Origin of the sequence: Halobacillus sp. B23F22_1 (assembly GCF_043497005.1) — a bacterium.
Taxonomy (GTDB): domain Bacteria; phylum Bacillota; class Bacilli; order Bacillales; family Halobacillaceae; genus Halobacillus_A.
Map to the genome: position 1 here is coordinate 335225 of NZ_JBIEKE010000003.1, position 19627 is coordinate 354851.

The following is a 19627-nucleotide window of genomic DNA, read 5'->3' on the forward strand; positions in this document are numbered from 1 at the left end:
ATCATCATCCTTTAATTTCTAAACTGTTCTGGGAAAGAGGTTAAATCAATGCCCCAGACGAGCGGCAAGTAAAAGTAAATGGCAATCGTAACAAGGATAACTGCGAACACGTTTAGAAAGATACCCGCTTTTGCCATATCAGGGATCCTCAGATAGCCGGATCCAAAAACAACGGCGTTTGGAGGAGTGGCAACAGGAAGCATAAAGGCGCAACTCGCTGCAACGCCAGCTCCAATCATAAGACTGTAGGGGTGGACATTAATAGCAGCGGCTAATGAAGCCATTATAGGGAACATCATCGTTGCCGTTGCCGTATTAGAAGTAATTTCAGTTAAGAAGATAACGAGCGCTGTTACAATAGCCAGAATCAAAATGAAATTAACTCCTTCTAAAATCGTAAGCTGGGTTCCTATCCATTCCGCTAAGCCTGACGCTTCAAATCCAGAAGCAATCGCCAGTCCAGCACCAAACAAAAGAAGAATCCCCCAGGGCAGTCCTTTGGCCGTGTCCCAGTCCAAAATGAAGTCGCCTTTTTTATTTTTTGATGGAATAAGAAATAAAATAAGAGCGGCCATCATGGCAATAATCGTATCATCGATATTTTCATTTATATTTTCTAATACAAAAGAACGTAATATCCATGCGACTGCTGTTAGAGTAAAAACTGTCATGACGACTTTCTCTTCTGAAGACATCGCTCCTAAAGCTTTGCGTTCTTTAGAAATAACTTCTTTTCCGCCGGGCAATTCTTTTATTTTCATTGGGTAGGCCATTTTCACTAAATAAATCCAGGCGATGGCCATAAATATAATCGTCAGCGGTACACCAAAGGCCATCCAGCCGGCGAAAGAAATTTCTATACCATACTGATTTTCCACAACGCCCCGGAAAATTGTATTAGGAGGTGTTCCTATTAAAGTGGCTAATCCTCCAATTGAAGCACTATAAGCAATCCCGAGCATCGTAACTTTACCAAAATTAAACGATGAATGATCGACGGTTCCTTCTCCTTGTTTTTTCAACTGTTCAGAAGATTGATAAATAACGGCTAGACCAATCGGAACCATCATCATGGCAGTCGCTGTATTTGAAATCCACATTGATAAAAAACCTGTAGCCACCATGAAACCTAGTACAATACGTTCTGTACTAGTCCCTATCCACGAGATTATGACTAGCGCAATGCGCTTATGTAAATACCATTTCTGCATGGATAAGGCAATTAAAAATCCTCCCATAAATAAAAAGATAGTGTTATCACCATAAGAAGATGCTGTATCTCCCCCATTCAGGCCGCCTGTAAGCGGAAATAAAATGAGCGGGAGCAATGATGTCGCAGGAATCGGCATCGCTTCCGTAATCCACCATGTAGCTATCCATAATGTACTGGCCAGGATAGCAACTGCGCTTTGCGAAAGACCTTCTGCTTCAAAAAACAGCAATGTAAGCGCAAACAAAACAGGACCTAAAAACAGTCCGATCTTCTGACGTGTATCAAAAGGAGGGCCGGAACCGTTTGAATGGTTATCCTCTTCATGCTTTACGTCCCTATTTTGACCAGGGAGGTTATCAGAACTTCCCGTTACTGTAAACTTCATCAAATTCTTTGCTTCTTCATGCATATGCCAAAGACGCTGCCAATAATTTTTTAAATGAGAATAATTCTGCATCTGTAGTCCTCCATTTCTGTCAAAAAAAAATGAAAATTCAAATATATCGTCAAATTTACCACACTACGTCATGGGAATATATAGTTATTTAGAGGCATGTCTTTTTCATTAATCAAGGCTTTAAATTGTCTGGTAGTTCGTTTTTTCTTTTAACGGTCGAGGACGAGCCGTTCGGTACCAATGCAGACATAAGATAAAAATGATGACGAGGTCAATAGCATCTCCACCATAATACATGAGCATTCCTCCAGCCTCAGCCTGCTCTGCCGGTACACCTTCAGGAGGGTTGCCGTAGATATATTTGGACAATATGCCGTGACCAGCTAAAGCTGTTATCAACACAACCGCTCGATACAAATAGCTTCTTCTGTGAGCGACAGGATCAATATAAATCATAGATACAGTAAATAAATATCCTGCAATAAACACGTGTAAATGGATGAAAATATGCAGCCATAAACTTTGGTGCATAAGCGCATACGCATCCGTTGTGTACAACAGCCACAAGCCTCCAACATTCAGCAAGGATGCTGCCAGAGGATCAGTTACGATACGTACCGGCCAAGTCCTTAATAACTTTGTCATCCACTTTGCCTCTTGCACAGGCAGTGCTCTTAAAGCCAGAGTCATAGGGGCAGCTAATACCATTAGTAATGGCGCCAGCATGCCTAAAAGCAAGTGACCCGTCATATGGGCTGTAAAGTCTGTAAGAGCCCTTTGAGCAAGGGGACCGCTGACTGAGACCAGGCCAAGCACACTCCCAATCGTCCATAGAATTGACCGGAAAAGCGGCCATTCTCTCTCTTTCTTCTTTGAAATATAGAGTGCTGTTCCATACACAGCGAGTCCAACGATAAAGGGTAAGGATAGAAGGATTTGAGTAAAAAGAAATTCCCCTCCAGCTATGGATGAACCGCCGTGATGATGTCTCATACCTCAGCCTCCACTTTTGCTTTGCGACGTGTCTGCAAAAGCAGGACTACACCAGCAATAATCATAAAAAGCGCAATCACATTCCAGACAATATCGTAAATGATCACATGATCTACATATCGAATCTGGTGAATCCGCATTAATTTATGTTGAATGATTCCATCGTATAATTGGAAAGCACCTGCCCCAAGAAAGATCCCTCCCCACCATCTCTTCATCCATAGTGCCTTTCTTCTCCGCAAATCAGCAAACAGAAACAGGCCTGCGATAGTCGCAAACCAGCTGAATGCGTGGAAAAACCCATCGGAAACGAGACCCACATTCGTGGTCGATTGGTCATAGAAATGGTGCCAGTGTAATAATTGGTGAAAGAGTGTTTCATCTAAAAAAGCGACGATTCCAATGCCAAATAAAAAGCCTGACCACAAATTGCGGGATAAATAGGAATATTGATTTACCACGTTAGGGCCCTCCTTTGATTACAAGTTGTAATTAAAGGATTCCCCCAACATCTTCCTGTAAACATATTAAATTCTTAATCGTTATTTTCTATAAAAAAGTCCAAGCTTCATAATAATGCTTGGACTTTTTTATAGAAGGATTTTTTCTTAAGAATGTAAAGATTTCTTGCGTTAGGCAGAGTAAAGAGTTTTAGGAAACGACTCGCTTTCCCCGGGCGAATGGTGTGCCTCCTCAGGCTTATGCCTTCCGGGGTCACACCTTATTCGTCTCTCCTCAGGAGTCTCGCCGTTTCCTAAAACCCTTTTTCGATAAAAGAATACAAAAAAGGACAAGCCGTGCCCTTATGGAATTAGAAAATTCAGCAGGGCACCGATTATACGGTGGTTCCGTGTAACAATTATTATAAATAGTCACAGAGAAGACTTTCCGTTATACCCCGTGGAAAGTGACTCCTTTTCTCTATACTATAAGGGAGGAACCGAACTGCTTCTCCGAAAGTCTTCCCAAGTATTGGACTAAACGATTAATTCTTTTTCAAAAACTTACTTTTTCTTGAACAGCTTCTAATACCCTTTCTTTCAGTAACTGATTTAAATGAGGATGGCCGTTTAAATAGTCACATATGACAAAGTTTTGATCTTTTTGTAAAGGAAGCTGAGCTACAGCGCTTTTTACTTCCTTCATTAAGATTCCTGTAAATAATAAATAAGGAAGAATGATAACATTTTTCTTTCCGGCCAAGGCTGTATCTGCAATTTTTTGGTGAAAACGAGGTTGAGCAGCTGCTAAGAAACAGTAATCAACCGATTGGACATCCAGCCTTGATTTTATTAATTGAGTAATAACTTGCACATCTTTCAAGGTATCTGGATCACTGCTGCCTCTTCCGACAAGTAAAATGTTCATATCACCTGTCAGCGGCTTTTTTTCTCTAATTTTGTGGACGATTACATCAACCATCATCGGATGAACTCCTAAAGGACGTCCGTACGTAAAAGTGACACTAGGATAAGATTGACGCACCTTCTCTAAATCCTTAGGAATATCTGTTTTCGCATGCCCTGCGGCCAATAAAAGAACAGGTATTACGGCAATTCGAGTGGCACCTCTCTCTACACAACGCTTTACTCCTTGCATAATCGTAGGAGGTGATAGTTCAAGGAAGCAGTATTCCTGAATAAAACCATCTATTTCTTCCATCGTTTGTTTTATAAAAGAAGCTGCTTCTTCAGCCGCTTCTTTCACGCGGCTTCCGTGACCCACATAGAGTACGGCTTGCATAGTATCTCTCCTTTTTCAGGCTTCCAGCGCTCGAGATGGTAAAGGTGTTTGATTGGCAGCGAGCAGCTGGTGAAGACGGTCGCGAAACCGCACAACCTCTCCAACCACAATCATGGCAGGATTTTGGATGCCCGATTCTTCCACGGACTGTATGATAGTGGACAGCGTTCCCGTTACGACACGTTGGTGTTCAGTCGTCCCCTGCTGGATGATCGCTACTGGGGTATCTGATTTTTTTTCGTTACTTAACAATTGGTCGCATATATACGGGAGGTTGCTTACCCCCATATAAATAGCCAGCGTATCTATGTTTTCAGATAGACTTTTCCAATCGATTTCTTTATCCTTTCCTTTACAGCGATGACCTGTAATAACAGCGAAAGAACTCCCCAATTCGCGATTAGTAACAGGAATGTCTGCATAAGCAGGAGCCGCAATTCCCGACGTTATGCCAGGAACTACTTCGCACGAAATCCCCTGCTTAGCTAAAGCCTCCGCTTCTTCTGCTCCTCTTCCAAAGACAAATGGGTCGCCTCCCTTTAAACGAGTAACCGTTTTTCCCTGCTTGGCATATTTCACTAATAAATGATTAATGGTTTCTTGTTTTAAAATATGAAATTTGGGATGCTTCCCACAGAAAACGAAATGGACGCCAGGTTTTGCATGCTCTAACAATTGTTCATTTACCAGCCGATCGTACAATATCACATCCGCTTGCTGAATACACTTTAGTGCCTTCATAGTAATTAGATCAGGATCTCCCGGGCCTGCACCAACTAAATAGACTTTTGACATAGTCGCCCTCCTCAAGGCTTTATTTTTCTGGTATATAAACGTAAACGTTCTCGTTCTCCACTTTCACATCGAATGTTTTCACACAACCTGTATCTGGATCCTGAACATTTCCATCTACGACACTAATCTTCCAATCATGCATTGGACAAAATACATGCTCCCCGCTCACTATTCCTTCGGCAAGAACCCCTCCTTTGTGAGGACAACGATTCTCAATCACTCTTATGTCACCACTTGCTAATTTAAAAATAGCTAGTTCTAAACCGCCCGCTTCAATCGTTCTTCCTAATTGATCCGGAAGTTCATTCACCTTTGCGACAAAAACCTTATTCAATACTTGTTCCATTTTCGTTCCTCCTCAGTGATTAGTTTGAACCTGCAGCTACTTTCACATTTTTATAAAGATCTCTCAGTAGCGTTTCGTCTTCAATGGCTTCTTTCCATGGATCTTGTGCTTGAACAACAGACAGTGCTTCATTCATGCGCTGGTTTAACTCGATAAAAGTTTTCTTATTGGAAAGCACCTCTTGTACGTGTGCAAGGCCTACTCGTTCTACCCAGGCAGAGGTCCGTTCTAAATAGTTGGCATTCTCACGATAGTACTGTAAGAAAGCAGCAGTTGTATCTAGTACTTCTTCTTCTGTTTTCACTTTAGAAAGAAGCTCCGCCTGCCTCATATGGGTTCCTCCATTACCACCCACATAAATTTCAAATTCTCCATCTAATCCAACAACTCCTACGTCTTTCACAGAACCTTCAGCGCAATTTCGCGGACAAGCTGAGACACTCATTTTCACTTTGTGCGGCGTATTCAACCCTTCAAATTTTTTCTCCATCAGTACCCCTAATCCAATAGAATCCTGAGTTCCAAATCGGCAGAAGTCTGCTCCAACACACGTTTTTACTGTACGCAGACCTTTGGCGTAAGCGGAACCAGACGGCATATCAAGCTCCTCCCAGATACTTGGAAGATCTTCTTTTTGCACGCCTAATAGATCCAACCGCTGGCCTCCTGTCACTTTAATGAGCTTCACTTCATACTTTTCAGCCACATCAGCAATTTTCCGTAAATCTTCTGCATTCGTTACCCCGCCGTACATACGCGGTACTACCGAATACGTACCATCGTTTTGGATATTGGCATGTAGTCTCTCGTTGACGTAACGGGCCTCTTTTTCGTCTTTGTATTCTGTCGGGTTCAGCATACCGAGATAATAATTCAAAGCTGGCTTACACTTGGAACAACCTCCTTCTGTGCTCCATCCTAAAACATTCATCACTTCTCGAATATGTGTTAACCCTTTAGCTTTAATTTCCTCAATGACTTCGTCTTTAGATAATGATGTACACGCACATATAGACTCTTTTTGATTTTGATCGTATTCATCACCTAACGTGTACTCTAGCAAGTCTGAAACAAGCGGTTTACAACCCCCGCACGACCGGGAAGCGTTAGTGCATCCTTTAACTTGTTCCACCGTCGTTAATCCTTGCTCTCCAATCGCTTCTACAATAGAACCTTTCGTTACACCATTACAGCCGCACACAATTTCCTCTGCATCCATTGAGGCTATGAGATCGATTCCAGTCTCTTCCTTTTTATCTTGATCCAGATACTCTTCAATAGAAGCTCCCTTATTAATTAAGGTTAATAATCGATTGCCATCTTTTGTATCTCCAAAAAGCACAGCCCCAGTGATTTTCCCATTATCCACGAGCACTTTTTGATAAATGCCGCGCCAGTCATCGAACACTTTCACTGATTTCGTTTCTTCATCTTCATTAATTTTACCTGTAGAGAATACATCCACTCCGGATACTTTCAGCTGAGTGGATAAAACAGATCCATGATATCCTTCTCCATCTACTCCACAAATTCGTTTGGCCATTTCCTTTCCTTGTTGATAAAGAGGTGCAACCAGTCCATAAACCATCTCTTTATGCTCTGCACATTCACCAACCGCGAAGACATTAGGGATTTCCGTTTCTAAATGATCATCCACCACGATCCCCCGGTTCACAGGAAGGCCGCTTTCTTTTGCCAAACTAACATTCGGTTTGATCCCTACAGCCATTACAATTAAATCAGCTTCAACTTCTTCTCCATCATTAAATCTTAAGCCCTCTACCCGATCCCCGCCTATGATTTCAGAGGATTGCTTTTCTAAAAGGAAATTCATCCCTTGATCTTCTAATTCTTTTTGCAGCATCTTACCGGCCGCACGATCTAACTGTCTTTCCATTAGAAAATCTGCGAGATGAACAACATCTACTTCCATTCCAAGGTTCAGTAATCCGCGTGCCGCTTCTAATCCCAGCAACCCGCCACCGATTACTACTGCTTTTTTGTATTTCTGCGAAGATTTAATCATTTGTTCACAGTCTTTAATATCACGAAAGGCAGTAACCCCTTCTTTATCAGCTCCCGGCAGCGGCAGCATAAATGGTACTGACCCTGTAGCCATAATTAATTTATCGTAAGGAACCTGGCGTTCTTTATCGGTTGAGACGATTTGCTTTTCTGTGTCAATTGTCGTCACGGTTTCTCCTGGGTATAAAAGGATATTGTTCTCCTCATACCACTCCCACGTATTTAACGTAATATCCGCTATTTCCGTATCTCCTTGAAGTACTTTAGACAATTGAATGCGGTCGTAGTTCGGATAAGGTTCACTGCCAAACACTGTGATATCAAACTGATCAGGAGATAATTTCAAAATTTCCTCTACCGCTCGAATACCTGCCATACCATTACCAACCAGCACGATCTTTTGTTTTTCCATGTCGCAAATCCCTCCAAATTAATTTTTACAGCCCTGGTGTCCCATCTATTATTTATTCCAGAAACGGATAAATTCTACTTCTTTTGATAGAGAGCTCCACTATTTTCTAATAAAATTTCCTCTCTATTTACAGCCGGCTCAACATGAACAGCCGTAACTTTAAACCCTGGCATTCGGCATAACGGATCGAGTTCATCGGCTACCAGTCGATTCACATTCTGCTCTCCACCCCAGTGAAAAGGAACAAATATGGTATCCTTCCGTATATGAGTAGACCATTTGCTGCGAACGACAATACTTCCATACGGTGATGTTATTGTAACGAGCATTCCATCCTTTACATGATAATGCTCCCCCGTATCCGGATGGATCTCCATATACGATTCAATCTCTCTCGCAGCTAATGAAGGGCTTTTCCTCGTTTGCTCTCCTGTTAAATAATGTGACATCACCCGACCCGTTGTTAAGTAAAGCGGAAATTGAGCACTCAATTGTACTTTTCTCTTGGCTGATTGAGTTTCTAATTGAGACATCAGAGCTTTTCCGTCTGAATGCGCAAACTTTTCTTCAAACAACCGCTCTGTTCCGTTACTGGTTAACGTCGGACACGGCCATAATATCCCTTGCTCCTGTCTTATCTTTTCATAAGTAATCCCATAGTAATCTGCTCTCCCTCCTCGAGTTGCTGCTCGCAGTTCTTCGAAAATATCTTCAGATGATTGATAAGAGAATTTATCTCCTTCCCCCATCACTTTTGCAATCTCACTCATAATCTGCCAGTCGTGTTTTACTTCTCCAGGCAGCGGGTGACTGGCTTCTCTCAATGTGACTCTTCCTTCCACATTCGTCATAGTACCCTGATCTTCTAAATAAGAAGAAGCAGGCAGCACCAAATCAGCTAACTGAGCTGTTTCTGAAAGGAATAGATCAACCGTTACGAGAAACTTGAGTTTTTCAAGAGACTGTTTAACAAAATGAGCATTAGGATTAGAGACCACAGGGTTTGAACACATAATCAACATCGATGTAATACTTCCTCGATCTATTTCTTCAAACATTTCATAAGCTGAGACGCCTTTGCCCGGAAGTTCTTCTTCCTCTATCCCCCATACTTGGGAGATGTAGGAGCGGTCGTCGATGTTTTCAATAGATCGGTAACCAGGGAGCTGGTCCGCTTTCTGCCCATGTTCTCTCGCACCTTGTCCATTCCCTTGCCCTGTAATGGCCCCATAACCTGAATACGGCTTTCCTATTTTACCTGTGGCCAGCAATAGATTAATAAACCCGCGAACCGCCATCGTTCCATCCGTCTGCTGCTCAATTCCTCGAGCCGTAAAAACCATACCGGATTCTTCCTGCCCAAAAGTGAGAGCAGCCTGGTACAATTGGGTTTTAGGAATTCCCGTTCGATCAGCACACTCATCTACATCCACCGTTTCCAATTGCTGAGCCACTGTATCAAAACCGTTAACGCGATCCTCAAGAAACTTTTTATCTATTAACCCCTCTTCTACTATAATTTTTAAAAGGGCAGCAGCTAGGGTGACGTCGGTTCCAGGCTTGTTTTGCAAATGTAAATCGGCTATATCTGTGGTCGCTGTTTCCCTTGGATCAATGGCTATAATATAGGCTCCATTTTCTTTCGCTTCCTCAAAATACGGCATAATCGTAGGCTGACATTCTGCAATATTCGTTCCTGCCAGGATGATGCACCTCGTATACGGCACTTCTTGTAATGAGTTGGTAAATCCGCGATCTACCCCAAAGCTTTGATTTGCTCCTGTTGCAGCAGATGCCATACAAAGCCGTCCGTTGTAATCGATGTGCTTCGTTTTTAATCCGACTCTCGCTAATTTACCTAGTAAATATGCTTCTTCATTTGTTAAGGAAGCACTGCCGTAAACAGATAATGCATCCTTCCCGTCCTCTTGTTGTATATTCGAGAATTTAGTACGGATTATCTCCATTGCCTCATCCCACGAAATTGGAACAAACTGATCTTCTTTTTTTACTAAAGGCGTCATGATACGATCCCTGTGATGAGCATGCTGATGGGCATTCATTCCTTTCACACATAACCGCCCTTGCGTTGTGGGGTTGTCCACTCCTACCGTCTTGCAGGTCGTGCGAGATACCACTTTTTGTTTGATTAACTGCATCTTGCACTGCATACTGCAAAACGGGCATTGAGATTCATAGACTTCCTCTGATTGAACCTCCTGCTGTTTACTACGAAAATATTTCAACATTAATTCAGTCAAGCCAACTCACCCTTTTTCACATAATAGAATGAAACGATTATATTGGAACAAAGCAATCTCGTTGAGCAATGTCTGCGTCTAAGCTTTGTAACAAGTCATCACAAAGATCCTGATCAAACAGGGCTTCTCTTATATGAACGAGACTCAAACGTTCCATCCAGTGCCACGTTCTTTCTAAATAGCGAGCTGATTTTCTGTAATATTGAAGACAACCAAGCATCATTCTTTCCACTTGTGCCTCATGTTCAACTACACATAGCAATTGACCGCTTCGAGCTCTTCTTCCGCTGTTCCCACCAATATAAATCTCCCATTTACCACCTATTCGAATAGCTCCAAGATCCTTCGTAGTCGCCCGCGCTCCATTATGAACACAGGAAGAAATTCCAACTTTCATGCGGTAAGGGGTTTGCAGCAGCTCTGTTTTCTTCTCCAGGAGTTGAGCCAGATGCAAAGCCTCTTGTTTGTCACATTGGCATTCGTGATTTCCAATATCGGTTCGAATGGGTTCTAGTCGATTTCCGTAAGAATAGGAAAGAGGTAAGTCCAATTCTCCGCAAAAGTGAGGTAAATCTTCTTGTTTTAAACCAAGCAAGTGAATTCTTTGATCGTTACCTATGGCAACTTGTGAAATCGAATACCGCTCTGCCGCATTCGTAATTTTCTTTAATTGACGAACCGTCATTTCCCCGCCATACAGTTGAGGAACGACAGCGTAGTCACCATCACGCTGGACTACAGCCTTGTTTTCTTCCTCACCACGTAATTCTTTATATTCACCTTTGTATTCAGGATGGATCATCCCTAGATAGTAGTCTATTGCCAGCTGGCATGTTGCACATCCACTGGAGTTATTCCATCCTAACTGTTTCATTACTTCCTTCGAATTTGTTAACTCTTGAATTTGCATTTGTTCGACAAGTTCATCTTCCGTTAAGGTGGTACAGAGACAAATGGATGATTCACTCGTAACCTCTTGATCAAAATCTTCGCTTTGAATGTAAGTTAACAGCTCAGAAACCAAGGGTTTGCAACCTCCGCACGAGCTGGAAGCTTTCGTACATTCTTTTACCTGTTCAGCTGTCGTTAAGCTTTTCTGCTGAACGGCTTGGATAATGGCGCCTTTACTCACGCTATTGCAGGTGCAGATTTGCTTATCAAGCGGATACGAGGCAACTGCAGAATCTTTAGGATCCGGGTGTTCTAACAATTTCACCTTATCTTGAGAAGAAAGTACTTTTTTCTTAACAATCGCGTCTAATACGAATGAGCCCGCCCTTGTGTCTCCGAACATGACAGCACCTACTGCCTTATTTCCGTCAAACACTACTTTCTTATACACGGATTCCACTTCATTATGGTAATGAATAGCTTTCCTTCCCGATCTTGAATCAATCTGCCCTGCTGAAAATACATCCACTCCTGAAATTTTCAGCTGGGTATAGAGCAAAGAACCTTTGTAACCATCGGTTTGCTGCTGACATAAATGATTGGCTAACACTTCCCCTTGTTCATACAGAGGCTGAACCAGTCCATAAACCACTCCGTCATGCTCAGCACACTCTCCTACTGCATATATATCAGAGACGCTTGTTTGCAGCAGATCATTAACTATGATCCCTTTTTCTGTTTCAATACCGCTTACTTCAGCCAATTGAATGTTAGGTTTAATGCCGACAGCCATGATGACTAAATCCGCGCTTACGATAGCTCCATCCTTAAACCGGATTCCTTCTACCCGCTCGTTTCCGAAGATCTCTTCTGCCTCTTTATCCAACAAAAACTTCATACCTTGAGCCTCTAACTTTTCCTGAAGCATCAATGAAGCTTGTTCATCTAACTGTCTCCCCATAATATGGTTCGATATATGGACAACTTCGGTTTCCATGCCAAGATTCAATAACCCTCTGGCTGCCTCTAATCCCAGCAATCCCCCTCCAATCACAACGGCTTTCTTGTATTTATCTGCTATATTTATTAATCTTTCACAATCTTCTATTGTTCTAAAAGAAAGAACCCCTTCTTTATCTGCCCCCGGTATAGGTAACATGAAAGGAGAAGAGCCAGTCGCTACTATTAACTTATCGTAGGCGACTTCACGATTTTGGTCCGTCTTGAGCGTCTTGCTGGCCTTATCAATATATTTCACGGTTTCTCCCGTGAAAAGCTGTATGTTATTGTCCTTATACCAGTTGTGCGGGCGGATCATAATATCATATAAAGATGTCTCTCCTTGTAAGACAGATGAAAGCATCAGCCTGCTGTAACTCTTATGAGGTTCACTTCCAAACATCGAGATTTCAAAAACCTCTGAATTATTTCTTAGGATATTTTCCACGCATCTTATCCCCGCCATGCCGTTACCTATAATGACAAGCCTTTGCTTTTTCATCGTTAAACCTCCAACATATGTATAAACACTCGTGGTTTAAACTTATGATTTGAACGAAATGTTTGAATATTTAAATTAAATATATCATATACATCTTTTATATGTAACCTTTTATGTTAAGAAACTTAACATTTAGTGAAATATACAGAGGAATTTATACCCAACCTCCTCTAGACATACGGTTATCCAATAGTTTGACACTCTGATTTTATGTTAGAAAAGTTAACGTTAAATTCAAACTAAAATTTATTATTCTTTGATACCTCTATTTCCAAGGCAACTGCCTTTACTTTATAGAAGAATAAAAAACCCCATTTCCTCTTCATCAAGAAATGGGGCTCTGTCGTTAAGCAAATTAAATTTTAAGTTTTCGTCTAATTCCTGTTGTCATTTCCTCTACCCCTTCAATCTTTAATAGATAGACAAATAAAAAGTATAGAAGTCCGGCAGCAGTAATCGTAATTATTAATGACAATTGAAAATTAACAACAGATAGTAAAGAGTGATATATTACTTTTGCCAAAATTCCCATCGTAATAGAAGCGGCCATTATCTTTAGGAAGGAGACACTCATTCTCCTGAAGTTCAGAGAACCTAATTTCTCTCTTAAATTATAGAAAAGCAGTATCGTACAAAATATGGCCGAAATACTTGTAGCTAAAGCTAATCCTCCAAGACCTAAATATCGTGATAATATAATGTTCAGCACAATATTTAAGGCCATGGCAATGGCTGCATTAATCATTGGGGTCCGTGTGTCCTGCAAAGAAAAGAAAGCTTTTGATAATATAACACGCAGACCAGTTCCTAACATCCCAATAGAGTAAAAGAAAAATGCCGTCGATGTCATGGTAACCGCTTGATCATCAAAAGCTCCTCGATCAAATAACATTCGGACAATTGGTTCGGCGAATAACATGGAACCCACCGTCGCGGGCACGATTAAGATTGATATTCCAGCAATTGATTGATAAAGGGAATGTTTCAACCCTTCTATATTATTTCTGGACGCCATCTTGGAAATCATCGGATACATAACGGTACCAATAGAAGTAACAAATACACCATGGACAAATCCGTTTAATGTAGTAGCATAATTTAACGCTGATATTCCCCCTGTTGAAATTTGCGAGGCTAATGTCCGGTCTACCAGACGATTAATTTGATGTACCATCGATCCTAAAATAACAGGCACAGCCAGCACAAGCATCTTTCTAATATGTTCATCTTTCATATCAAAAGTGGGCTTATACTGATATCCTTTTTTATAAGAGAAAAACAGCAAGATGAGAAACTGAACCAACAGTGCTGCAACATATCCAAACGACAGCAATTCAACCACATTCAATTGATAACTGATCATGATGGACAAAATGACGATGATGCTCATTGGGATACCTAACAAATTAGGTACAGCAAAATATTTCTTATAGTTAAGGTACGCACTTAAAATGCGGATGAGAATTGTAAAGTAAATCCCGACAATTGTTACTCGTGTGAATCCAACAGCGGTTTGCAGTGTTTCCCCTTCAAATCCGCTGGCAAACACTTTCACTATGGGCTCTGTAAAAAATAAACCCGCTGCTACAATTAATGAACAGAACACTAAAAGAACGTTCATTAAATTATTCGTATAACGGATGGCCTGCGGCTGTCCACTCTCTTCTTCGATACGGCTGTACATCGGTATATAGCCTGTAGAGATCCCTTTCGCAATAACGCCAAAGATCACAACTGGAATTGTCATAGAAATTAAATACGCGTCACTAATACCTGACGCTCCGTAAAAATAAGCGAGAATAACATCTCTAAAAAATCCAACAAACTTAGAAACAATGGTAAGTACCATTAGTATGACGACTGCTTTTTTCATAATAATCTCCAATATTGTACTCAAATTATGTGGAGGAGGAATCCCCCTGCGTTAATGTCACCTTAGAAGAAGGAGTTTCATTTCTATACTTTGCTTTAAACAATTCTGTCTCTTCCTTTGTATAAAAATGGTCCATATACCTGGAACGATAGAGATCTTCTAAATATTCTTCACCTGGTTCAACGTTCTGTTTAAACTCTCTATAAACTGATTGATACCACTTCTTATCTCCCATGTTTTCATTGAGTAGTGTAAACTCTTCCATCTCTAAAAAGTCTCTGATTACTTCTTCTAATTCGTTCAACTTTTCCATCTTCAACAAAAGAATCTCTAGATTACCTTTTTCAATCACTGTATACCCTTCCTCTTTATGGAAAGGATATCCATAGATATCAATGTCCCACGTTTTTTTAAATTCATCATCAAACCAACTTACACCGTAGCGATGATTAAACTTATTAAAAAAATCAGTTCTAAACGCTTGAAGATTTGTATTTGATTCCTGCCGGTTATCTGTCGACCGATTAATATCCATTAATGGAACGTGAAAAGCTTGAAAATACATGGACAAATTTCTTGAAACCGGCTCTCTCACAATTGAAATGATTTTTAGTTTTTTCCTGCTTTTTAACAATTTCAAAACAATCTGCTTAGTTAAAAAATACTTCAACCTATGTAAAGGAGAACGATAATATTTGATGGCGTCATAGTTCTTGTACATTTTATAAGAAATCGGCGAATAAAAACTATGGATGTGAAGAGGTAGAAAATCGTATGATTTCAACGATTTTGTTAATGAAGTAGAACCAACCTTCCCCATTTGATGAATAAGTACCAAATTTTCCTTTTGCCGATACGTTCGATTAAAATAATTAATTTTTGAAACAAACTCAAACTCCTTCCCTTATTACCTGTAACAAATGTAACTCTAAGTCTATCGAACCAAATCAATACTGTCTAATCGAGAGTAACAATTGCCTATCTTATACACAATAATAAAGGAAAGTGTTTATCATTTTATTTTAAAATTGACAACTTTTCCTCAAATGATTTTTTTACTTTTGACATGAACTTTCCTAAAATAGGGTATGAGTACTAGCATAATACTATTTAAAGATTGGAGCTGGTAACTCTAAATACATAACGGTAAAGATCATTGCTGCACCTGATAAAATCTTATTTAAACTTTTACTTATTAAAGGAGACTTGTCATGGATAAGACAAAGAAAAAGTGGAAATTCATGAATAGGGTTTTTTGGATTTCCTTCACCATTATCTTTTTGTTCGCTTTATGGGGAGGGATTGCTCCAGATGCCCTTGCTTCACAAGCAGAAAACATTTATGGTTTTATCGCGAACACCTTCGGATGGTTTTACTTAGTGTTTGTGTTATTTTTAATTCTTTTTAACTTTTACTTAGCTTTTAGTAAATATGGGAAAATTCGTCTCGGCGGAGATGATATTAAGCCAAAATATCCGTTATTCACCTGGATCGCTATGTTGTTCAGCTGTGGATTTGGTGTAAGTATCGTTTTCTGGGGAGTCGCTGAACCAATGACTCACTTCGGAAGCCCTCCTCCTTTTGACAGTGGACTTGAAGCAGGAACTCCAGAAGCTGCTAGAGAAGCGATGTGGAATGCCTTCTTTAACAATGGGATTCACCAATGGGCTTCTTTTACGTTTGTCGGCCTTGCTCTTTCCTACTTTATCTACAGACAAGATGAGCGAAGCTTAATTAGTGATACGATGAACTCCGTCATTGGAAACACTGGTAAAAAACCGCTTCGAAACACAATTGATATTATTGCGATTATCGCGACAGTTATGGGTGTAGCTACAACGTTAGGGTTAAGTGTACTTCAAATTAACAGCGGGCTCGGAAGCGTGTTTAATGCTCCAGGAGGCGGAGTTACTCAGCTTTCCATCGTCGTTGTGATGTTTGTTTTCTTTATGCTTTCCACTCTCTCTGGTCTTGACCGAGGAATTAAATACTTAAGTAATGCCAACTTAGGCATCGCTCTATTTTTAATGGTTGCCGTGTTATTCATTGGTCCTACAGGATTTATTCTCGATACCATCACGATGGGGATCGGTGATTATCTTCAAAACTTCTTCCAGGCAAGCTTAAGACTTGATCAATATACAGGCAGTACATGGGTGCAGGACTGGCCGGTTTATTACTGGGCATGGACGATTGCATGGGCGCCATTTGTCGGAATGTTTGTAGCTCGTATTTCAAAAGGACGAACGGTAAGAGAATTTGTACTTGGTGTTATGGTTGCACCTCCTTTTATTGGGCTTATCTGGATTGGGATATTTGGAGGCACAGCCATTAACTTAGACCTCTTCCATGGTACAGACATAGCAGGCGCAGTGGCAGAAAATGAAGCGACCGCCCTCTTCAGCATGCTGGAGAACCTGCCTTTAGGAACGATTTTATCTGTCCTTTCTATTTGTCTTTTGTTCACATTTTTAGTAACGTCCGCTGACTCCGCTACATTTGTATTAGGAATGATGAGTTCAAATGGAGATACGAACCCTTCAGTTGTCGTAAAAATCGTTTGGGGTACGTTGATTGCTTCACTAGCTATCATCTTAATCTTAAGTGCTGGACTAGAAGGGCTGCAGACCGCCTCGCTTATTGGAGCACTACCATTTTCCATTGTCTTGTTCATTTCCTGTGTCTCGCTATTGAAATCGATACGGGAAGACTACAAAGAAGCCAGACGCGAAGAAGAACGGAAACGCCATCGCAGAATTCAAAAACAAATTGAAGATTATAATTCAGATGATTGATAAAAAACAGGGACTCCCAATTGGCGTCCCTCAAGCTGTAAAAAAGTTTAAATGTATATAATCTATGATCATATCGTAGGTCCTCCTTTTTGGGGCGGTAAAAAGGAATAGGAAAAATCCTTTAATCAAAATGGTGCTTGAAACCACTGGAGAAACAAATAAGGTATGATCCCCGTAAGGAATTAAGAGACCACTGAAAAAATAAAAGTCGATGAAAGATAGAATTAAAAAACGTCCTGTGTGGGATTTAATTTCCATACGGGACGCTTTTCTGCTAACTATCGAAAAACAGAAAATAACGTAAGAGTGAGAGGTGGCCACTCTTGCGTTTTTCTATATGATAAATTCCTTATGGTTTCTTTTCTGTACAAAAAGAGCAGCCATTTGGGCTGCTCCTCAAACGATCCTCTTACCGAATGGTGTTCAAGGATAAAATAAACCAAGTAAAGTAGGAGGCAAGACCAATTAAAAGAATCTTAACAAAAAATAAAGGAACGACAAACAACGCTGAATAAAGAATGGAAACCCATAAAACCGTAACGCCGACAATCTTCGCTTTAAGAGGAATGCCACGGTGTTTGCGATAATTTTTAATATAGTGACCAAAATATTTATTCTCAAGCAGCCACCAATACATGCGGTCCGAACTGCGGAAAAAGCATGCCGCAGCCAAAAGCAATAAAGGCGTGGTTGGAATTAACGGCAGTACGATGCCAAGAATACCAATGGCTAAGGACACCCAGCCGGAAATAAGAAGGAGTACTTTTTTTACATTCTTCATATTAAAATTACCTCACTACACTGAATTCACTTCCTACCTTACCATATTAGAAGTTTCAAAGTGTAAACGAATCCCTCTTATACAGTCGTGAATATGATTTATTTATCCATATGATAAAATAGAAACACCTCTCATGGAGAGAACAACGAGGAAAATTTAGGAGTGGACAATGAATGGATAAAAAAGACATAGCCGGCATACGCAGGCAGCTTAAAGTGGAGAACGACTTATTGAAGATCACCGACATCTTTAACGTATATATCATGAAGGAAACGACGGACATTTATCACCACCAGAGCCAGCCGTTCGAGATGCTGGATACCGATCAACAGGAACTGTTCATGAATAACTTTAAAAAAGTACTGTCCGGCCAGCTGGATGAAAAATTATTTGAACTGAAATTTCAGCGCGATGCTGAGAACAGCAGTCAATTTATTTTACATAAAGGGTTATTAAGCAGCGAAGTCGAGGATTGGAAGGAACAAATGCTGCACATGACTGAGAAAATGATTAACGACCACCCATACGAAAAGGATGTCGTCATCACGTTCATTCGTGCGGAATACTTAAAACCTATGAAAAGCCGCAACGATGAAACAGAGGAAAGTGAACGGGATGCTGTTTACTCCAATCCCTTTATTCTTTGCAGCATCAATAAAACGGAAGAGCCCAAAAAAGAAATCCAGTTCGACTATGTGGAAAAAGAATTTAAATACAAGATTGAAGTGGATCCAATCATTGATTTAAAAAACCCGATGAGTGGTTTTCTTTTTCCTACCATTACCGATGGAGCTTCAGACGTAAATCATGTGTTATATGCGGCAGGGAAAGCCAACGAACCTGATTATCGTTTTATCGAAGAGGTACTAAACGGCGAAGAGATCATGACGGCAAAGGAAGACAAAGCTGTTTTCGAGGAAGTCATTAAGGATGTCGTAGGAGATCAGCTTAATCCCTCCACCCTCGCCACCGTCTATGGAGAAATTAACCGTGTTGTTGAGGAAAATGAAGAAGAGGAGGCACCAAAGCTGGATTATAAGGACGTCGAACGTGTGCTGACACAAAGCGGCGAGCAAGTAGAGTCAGAAAAAATTAAAACTGCTTTCCAACGAGTGACCGATGACGAAGGGTATGAGCTGAAAGCAAGCAGCATCGTGCCGAAGTACAAATCAAAATCTATTAAAATTAATACAAAGATTGCTAACATCTCCATCAGCCCGCAGGATCTGGAATATGTAAGACAAGTTAATTATAAAGGGAAACGCTGCATTATGATTGAAATTGAAGAAGACGCTGAAATTGATGGATTTAAGATGCTGCCTGAAGCGTTCGGTGAATGATTTTTGAGGAACCAGAACAGGCTGGACCAAAACTGAATAAATCCTAAAATAATCCGAACGATTCTCTAAAAATCAGTTCGGATTATTTATGTTAAAGCGAATTTCTATCTCGCTCCGTAAAATACTTCGCTTTCCTAGGAACATTTCTTCCCCGCCATCCTCACCCTCACCGTTTTAATCCAAAAAATAAAACTAGTATATTTTAGATTATAAAAACTCTCTCCTTCACCAATTTATCAGCAACCCTTCATCCTCCAGCAA

The 19627-nt window shown here is 40.6% G+C and carries 14 protein-coding genes; 2 read left to right on the forward strand and 12 right to left on the reverse strand.

The annotated features are described in order from the left end of the window. Nucleotides 1–11: 11 nt before the first annotated feature. The 11 genes from ACGTNH_RS16800 to ACGTNH_RS16850 form a co-directional block, all read right to left on the reverse strand. Nucleotides 12–1670 carry an SLC13 family permease gene (locus ACGTNH_RS16800; RefSeq protein ID WP_394588091.1) on the reverse strand — a complete coding sequence of 553 codons (1659 nt, stop codon included), beginning with the start codon at nucleotides 1668–1670 and terminating at the stop codon, nucleotides 12–14. A gap of 120 nt (nucleotides 1671–1790) precedes the next feature. Further along, on the reverse strand, nucleotides 1791–2603 hold the full coding sequence (locus ACGTNH_RS16805) for a cytochrome c oxidase assembly protein (protein WP_394588092.1): 813 nt from the start codon (nucleotides 2601–2603) through the stop codon (nucleotides 1791–1793). Continuing rightward, nucleotides 2600–3064: a DUF2243 domain-containing protein gene (locus tag ACGTNH_RS16810; RefSeq protein WP_394588093.1), complete on the reverse strand. Its 465-nt coding sequence runs from the start codon at nucleotides 3062–3064 to the stop codon at nucleotides 2600–2602. Before ACGTNH_RS16810 ends, ACGTNH_RS16805 begins: the two co-directional genes overlap by 4 nt. A gap of 535 nt (nucleotides 3065–3599) precedes the next feature. After that, nucleotides 3600–4346, reverse strand: a complete 747-nt coding sequence (locus ACGTNH_RS16815) for a sirohydrochlorin chelatase (RefSeq protein ID WP_394588094.1) — start codon at nucleotides 4344–4346, stop codon at nucleotides 3600–3602. Between the two features lie 15 nt (nucleotides 4347–4361). Further along, a complete protein-coding gene (cobA, locus tag ACGTNH_RS16820; RefSeq protein ID WP_394588095.1) occupies nucleotides 4362–5141 on the reverse strand; it encodes a uroporphyrinogen-III C-methyltransferase in 780 nt (259 codons plus the stop codon). Nucleotides 5142–5160: 19 nt separating this feature from the next. Further along, the gene (gene nirD / locus ACGTNH_RS16825) at nucleotides 5161–5487 is read right to left on the reverse strand and encodes a nitrite reductase small subunit NirD (RefSeq protein ID WP_394588096.1); all 327 of its coding nucleotides are present in this window, start codon (nucleotides 5485–5487) and stop codon (nucleotides 5161–5163) included. A 19-nt stretch (nucleotides 5488–5506) separates the two neighbouring features. After that, on the reverse strand, nucleotides 5507–7924 hold the full coding sequence (gene nirB / locus ACGTNH_RS16830) for a nitrite reductase large subunit NirB (RefSeq protein ID WP_394588097.1): 2418 nt from the start codon (nucleotides 7922–7924) through the stop codon (nucleotides 5507–5509). A 74-nt stretch (nucleotides 7925–7998) separates the two neighbouring features. Next, complete coding sequence (gene nasC / locus ACGTNH_RS16835) at nucleotides 7999–10185, reverse strand: assimilatory nitrate reductase catalytic subunit NasC (protein WP_394588098.1); 2187 nt, start codon at nucleotides 10183–10185, stop codon at nucleotides 7999–8001. A gap of 37 nt (nucleotides 10186–10222) precedes the next feature. Continuing rightward, nucleotides 10223–12577: a nitrite reductase large subunit NirB gene (nirB, locus tag ACGTNH_RS16840; RefSeq protein WP_394588099.1), complete on the reverse strand. Its 2355-nt coding sequence runs from the start codon at nucleotides 12575–12577 to the stop codon at nucleotides 10223–10225. Nucleotides 12578–12932: 355 nt separating this feature from the next. Next, complete coding sequence (gene murJ / locus ACGTNH_RS16845) at nucleotides 12933–14450, reverse strand: murein biosynthesis integral membrane protein MurJ (RefSeq protein WP_394588100.1); 1518 nt, start codon at nucleotides 14448–14450, stop codon at nucleotides 12933–12935. A gap of 25 nt (nucleotides 14451–14475) precedes the next feature. Then, the gene (locus ACGTNH_RS16850) at nucleotides 14476–15015 is read right to left on the reverse strand and encodes a putative capsular polysaccharide synthesis family protein (RefSeq protein WP_394588101.1); all 540 of its coding nucleotides are present in this window, start codon (nucleotides 15013–15015) and stop codon (nucleotides 14476–14478) included. 646 nt (nucleotides 15016–15661) lie between these two features. On the opposite strand from ACGTNH_RS16850, the gene ACGTNH_RS16855 reads away from it, so the two are divergent. Further along, nucleotides 15662–17245, forward strand: coding sequence for a BCCT family transporter (locus ACGTNH_RS16855; RefSeq protein WP_394588102.1), 1584 nt, complete (start codon nucleotides 15662–15664; stop codon nucleotides 17243–17245). Nucleotides 17246–17654: 409 nt separating this feature from the next. On the opposite strand, the gene ACGTNH_RS16860 is transcribed toward ACGTNH_RS16855, so the two are convergent. Next, nucleotides 17655–18026 carry a YbaN family protein gene (locus ACGTNH_RS16860; protein WP_394588103.1) on the reverse strand — a complete coding sequence of 124 codons (372 nt, stop codon included), beginning with the start codon at nucleotides 18024–18026 and terminating at the stop codon, nucleotides 17655–17657. Between the two features lie 173 nt (nucleotides 18027–18199). On the opposite strand from ACGTNH_RS16860, the gene ACGTNH_RS16865 reads away from it, so the two are divergent. Continuing rightward, nucleotides 18200–19366, forward strand: coding sequence for a DUF4317 domain-containing protein (locus ACGTNH_RS16865; RefSeq protein WP_394588104.1), 1167 nt, complete (start codon nucleotides 18200–18202; stop codon nucleotides 19364–19366). Nucleotides 19367–19627: the final 261 nt, after the last annotated feature.

Excerpts from the sequence above, each read along its gene's own strand:
- nirB (WP_394588099.1), bottom strand. The coding sequence starts at position 12,577 with ATGAAAAAGCAAAGGCTTGTCATTATAGGTAACGGCATGGCGGGGATA.
- ACGTNH_RS16850 (WP_394588101.1), bottom strand. The coding sequence starts at position 15,015 with ATGTATTTTCAAGCTTTTCACGTTCCATTAATGGATATTAATCGGTCG.
- ACGTNH_RS16805 (WP_394588092.1), bottom strand. The coding sequence starts at position 2,603 with ATGAGACATCATCACGGCGGTTCATCCATAGCTGGAGGGGAATTTCTT.
- ACGTNH_RS16860 (WP_394588103.1), bottom strand. The coding sequence starts at position 18,026 with ATGAAGAATGTAAAAAAAGTACTCCTTCTTATTTCCGGCTGGGTGTCC.
- ACGTNH_RS16800 (WP_394588091.1), bottom strand. The coding sequence starts at position 1,670 with ATGCAGAATTATTCTCATTTAAAAAATTATTGGCAGCGTCTTTGGCAT.
- ACGTNH_RS16815 (WP_394588094.1), bottom strand. The coding sequence starts at position 4,346 with ATGCAAGCCGTACTCTATGTGGGTCACGGAAGCCGCGTGAAAGAAGCG.
- nirD (WP_394588096.1), bottom strand. The coding sequence starts at position 5,487 with ATGGAACAAGTATTGAATAAGGTTTTTGTCGCAAAGGTGAATGAACTT.
- ACGTNH_RS16855 (WP_394588102.1), top strand. The coding sequence starts at position 15,662 with ATGGATAAGACAAAGAAAAAGTGGAAATTCATGAATAGGGTTTTTTGG.
- cobA (WP_394588095.1), bottom strand. The coding sequence starts at position 5,141 with ATGTCAAAAGTCTATTTAGTTGGTGCAGGCCCGGGAGATCCTGATCTA.
- murJ (WP_394588100.1), bottom strand. The coding sequence starts at position 14,450 with ATGAAAAAAGCAGTCGTCATACTAATGGTACTTACCATTGTTTCTAAG.
- ACGTNH_RS16865 (WP_394588104.1), top strand. The coding sequence starts at position 18,200 with ATGGATAAAAAAGACATAGCCGGCATACGCAGGCAGCTTAAAGTGGAG.
- nirB (WP_394588097.1), bottom strand. The coding sequence starts at position 7,924 with ATGGAAAAACAAAAGATCGTGCTGGTTGGTAATGGTATGGCAGGTATT.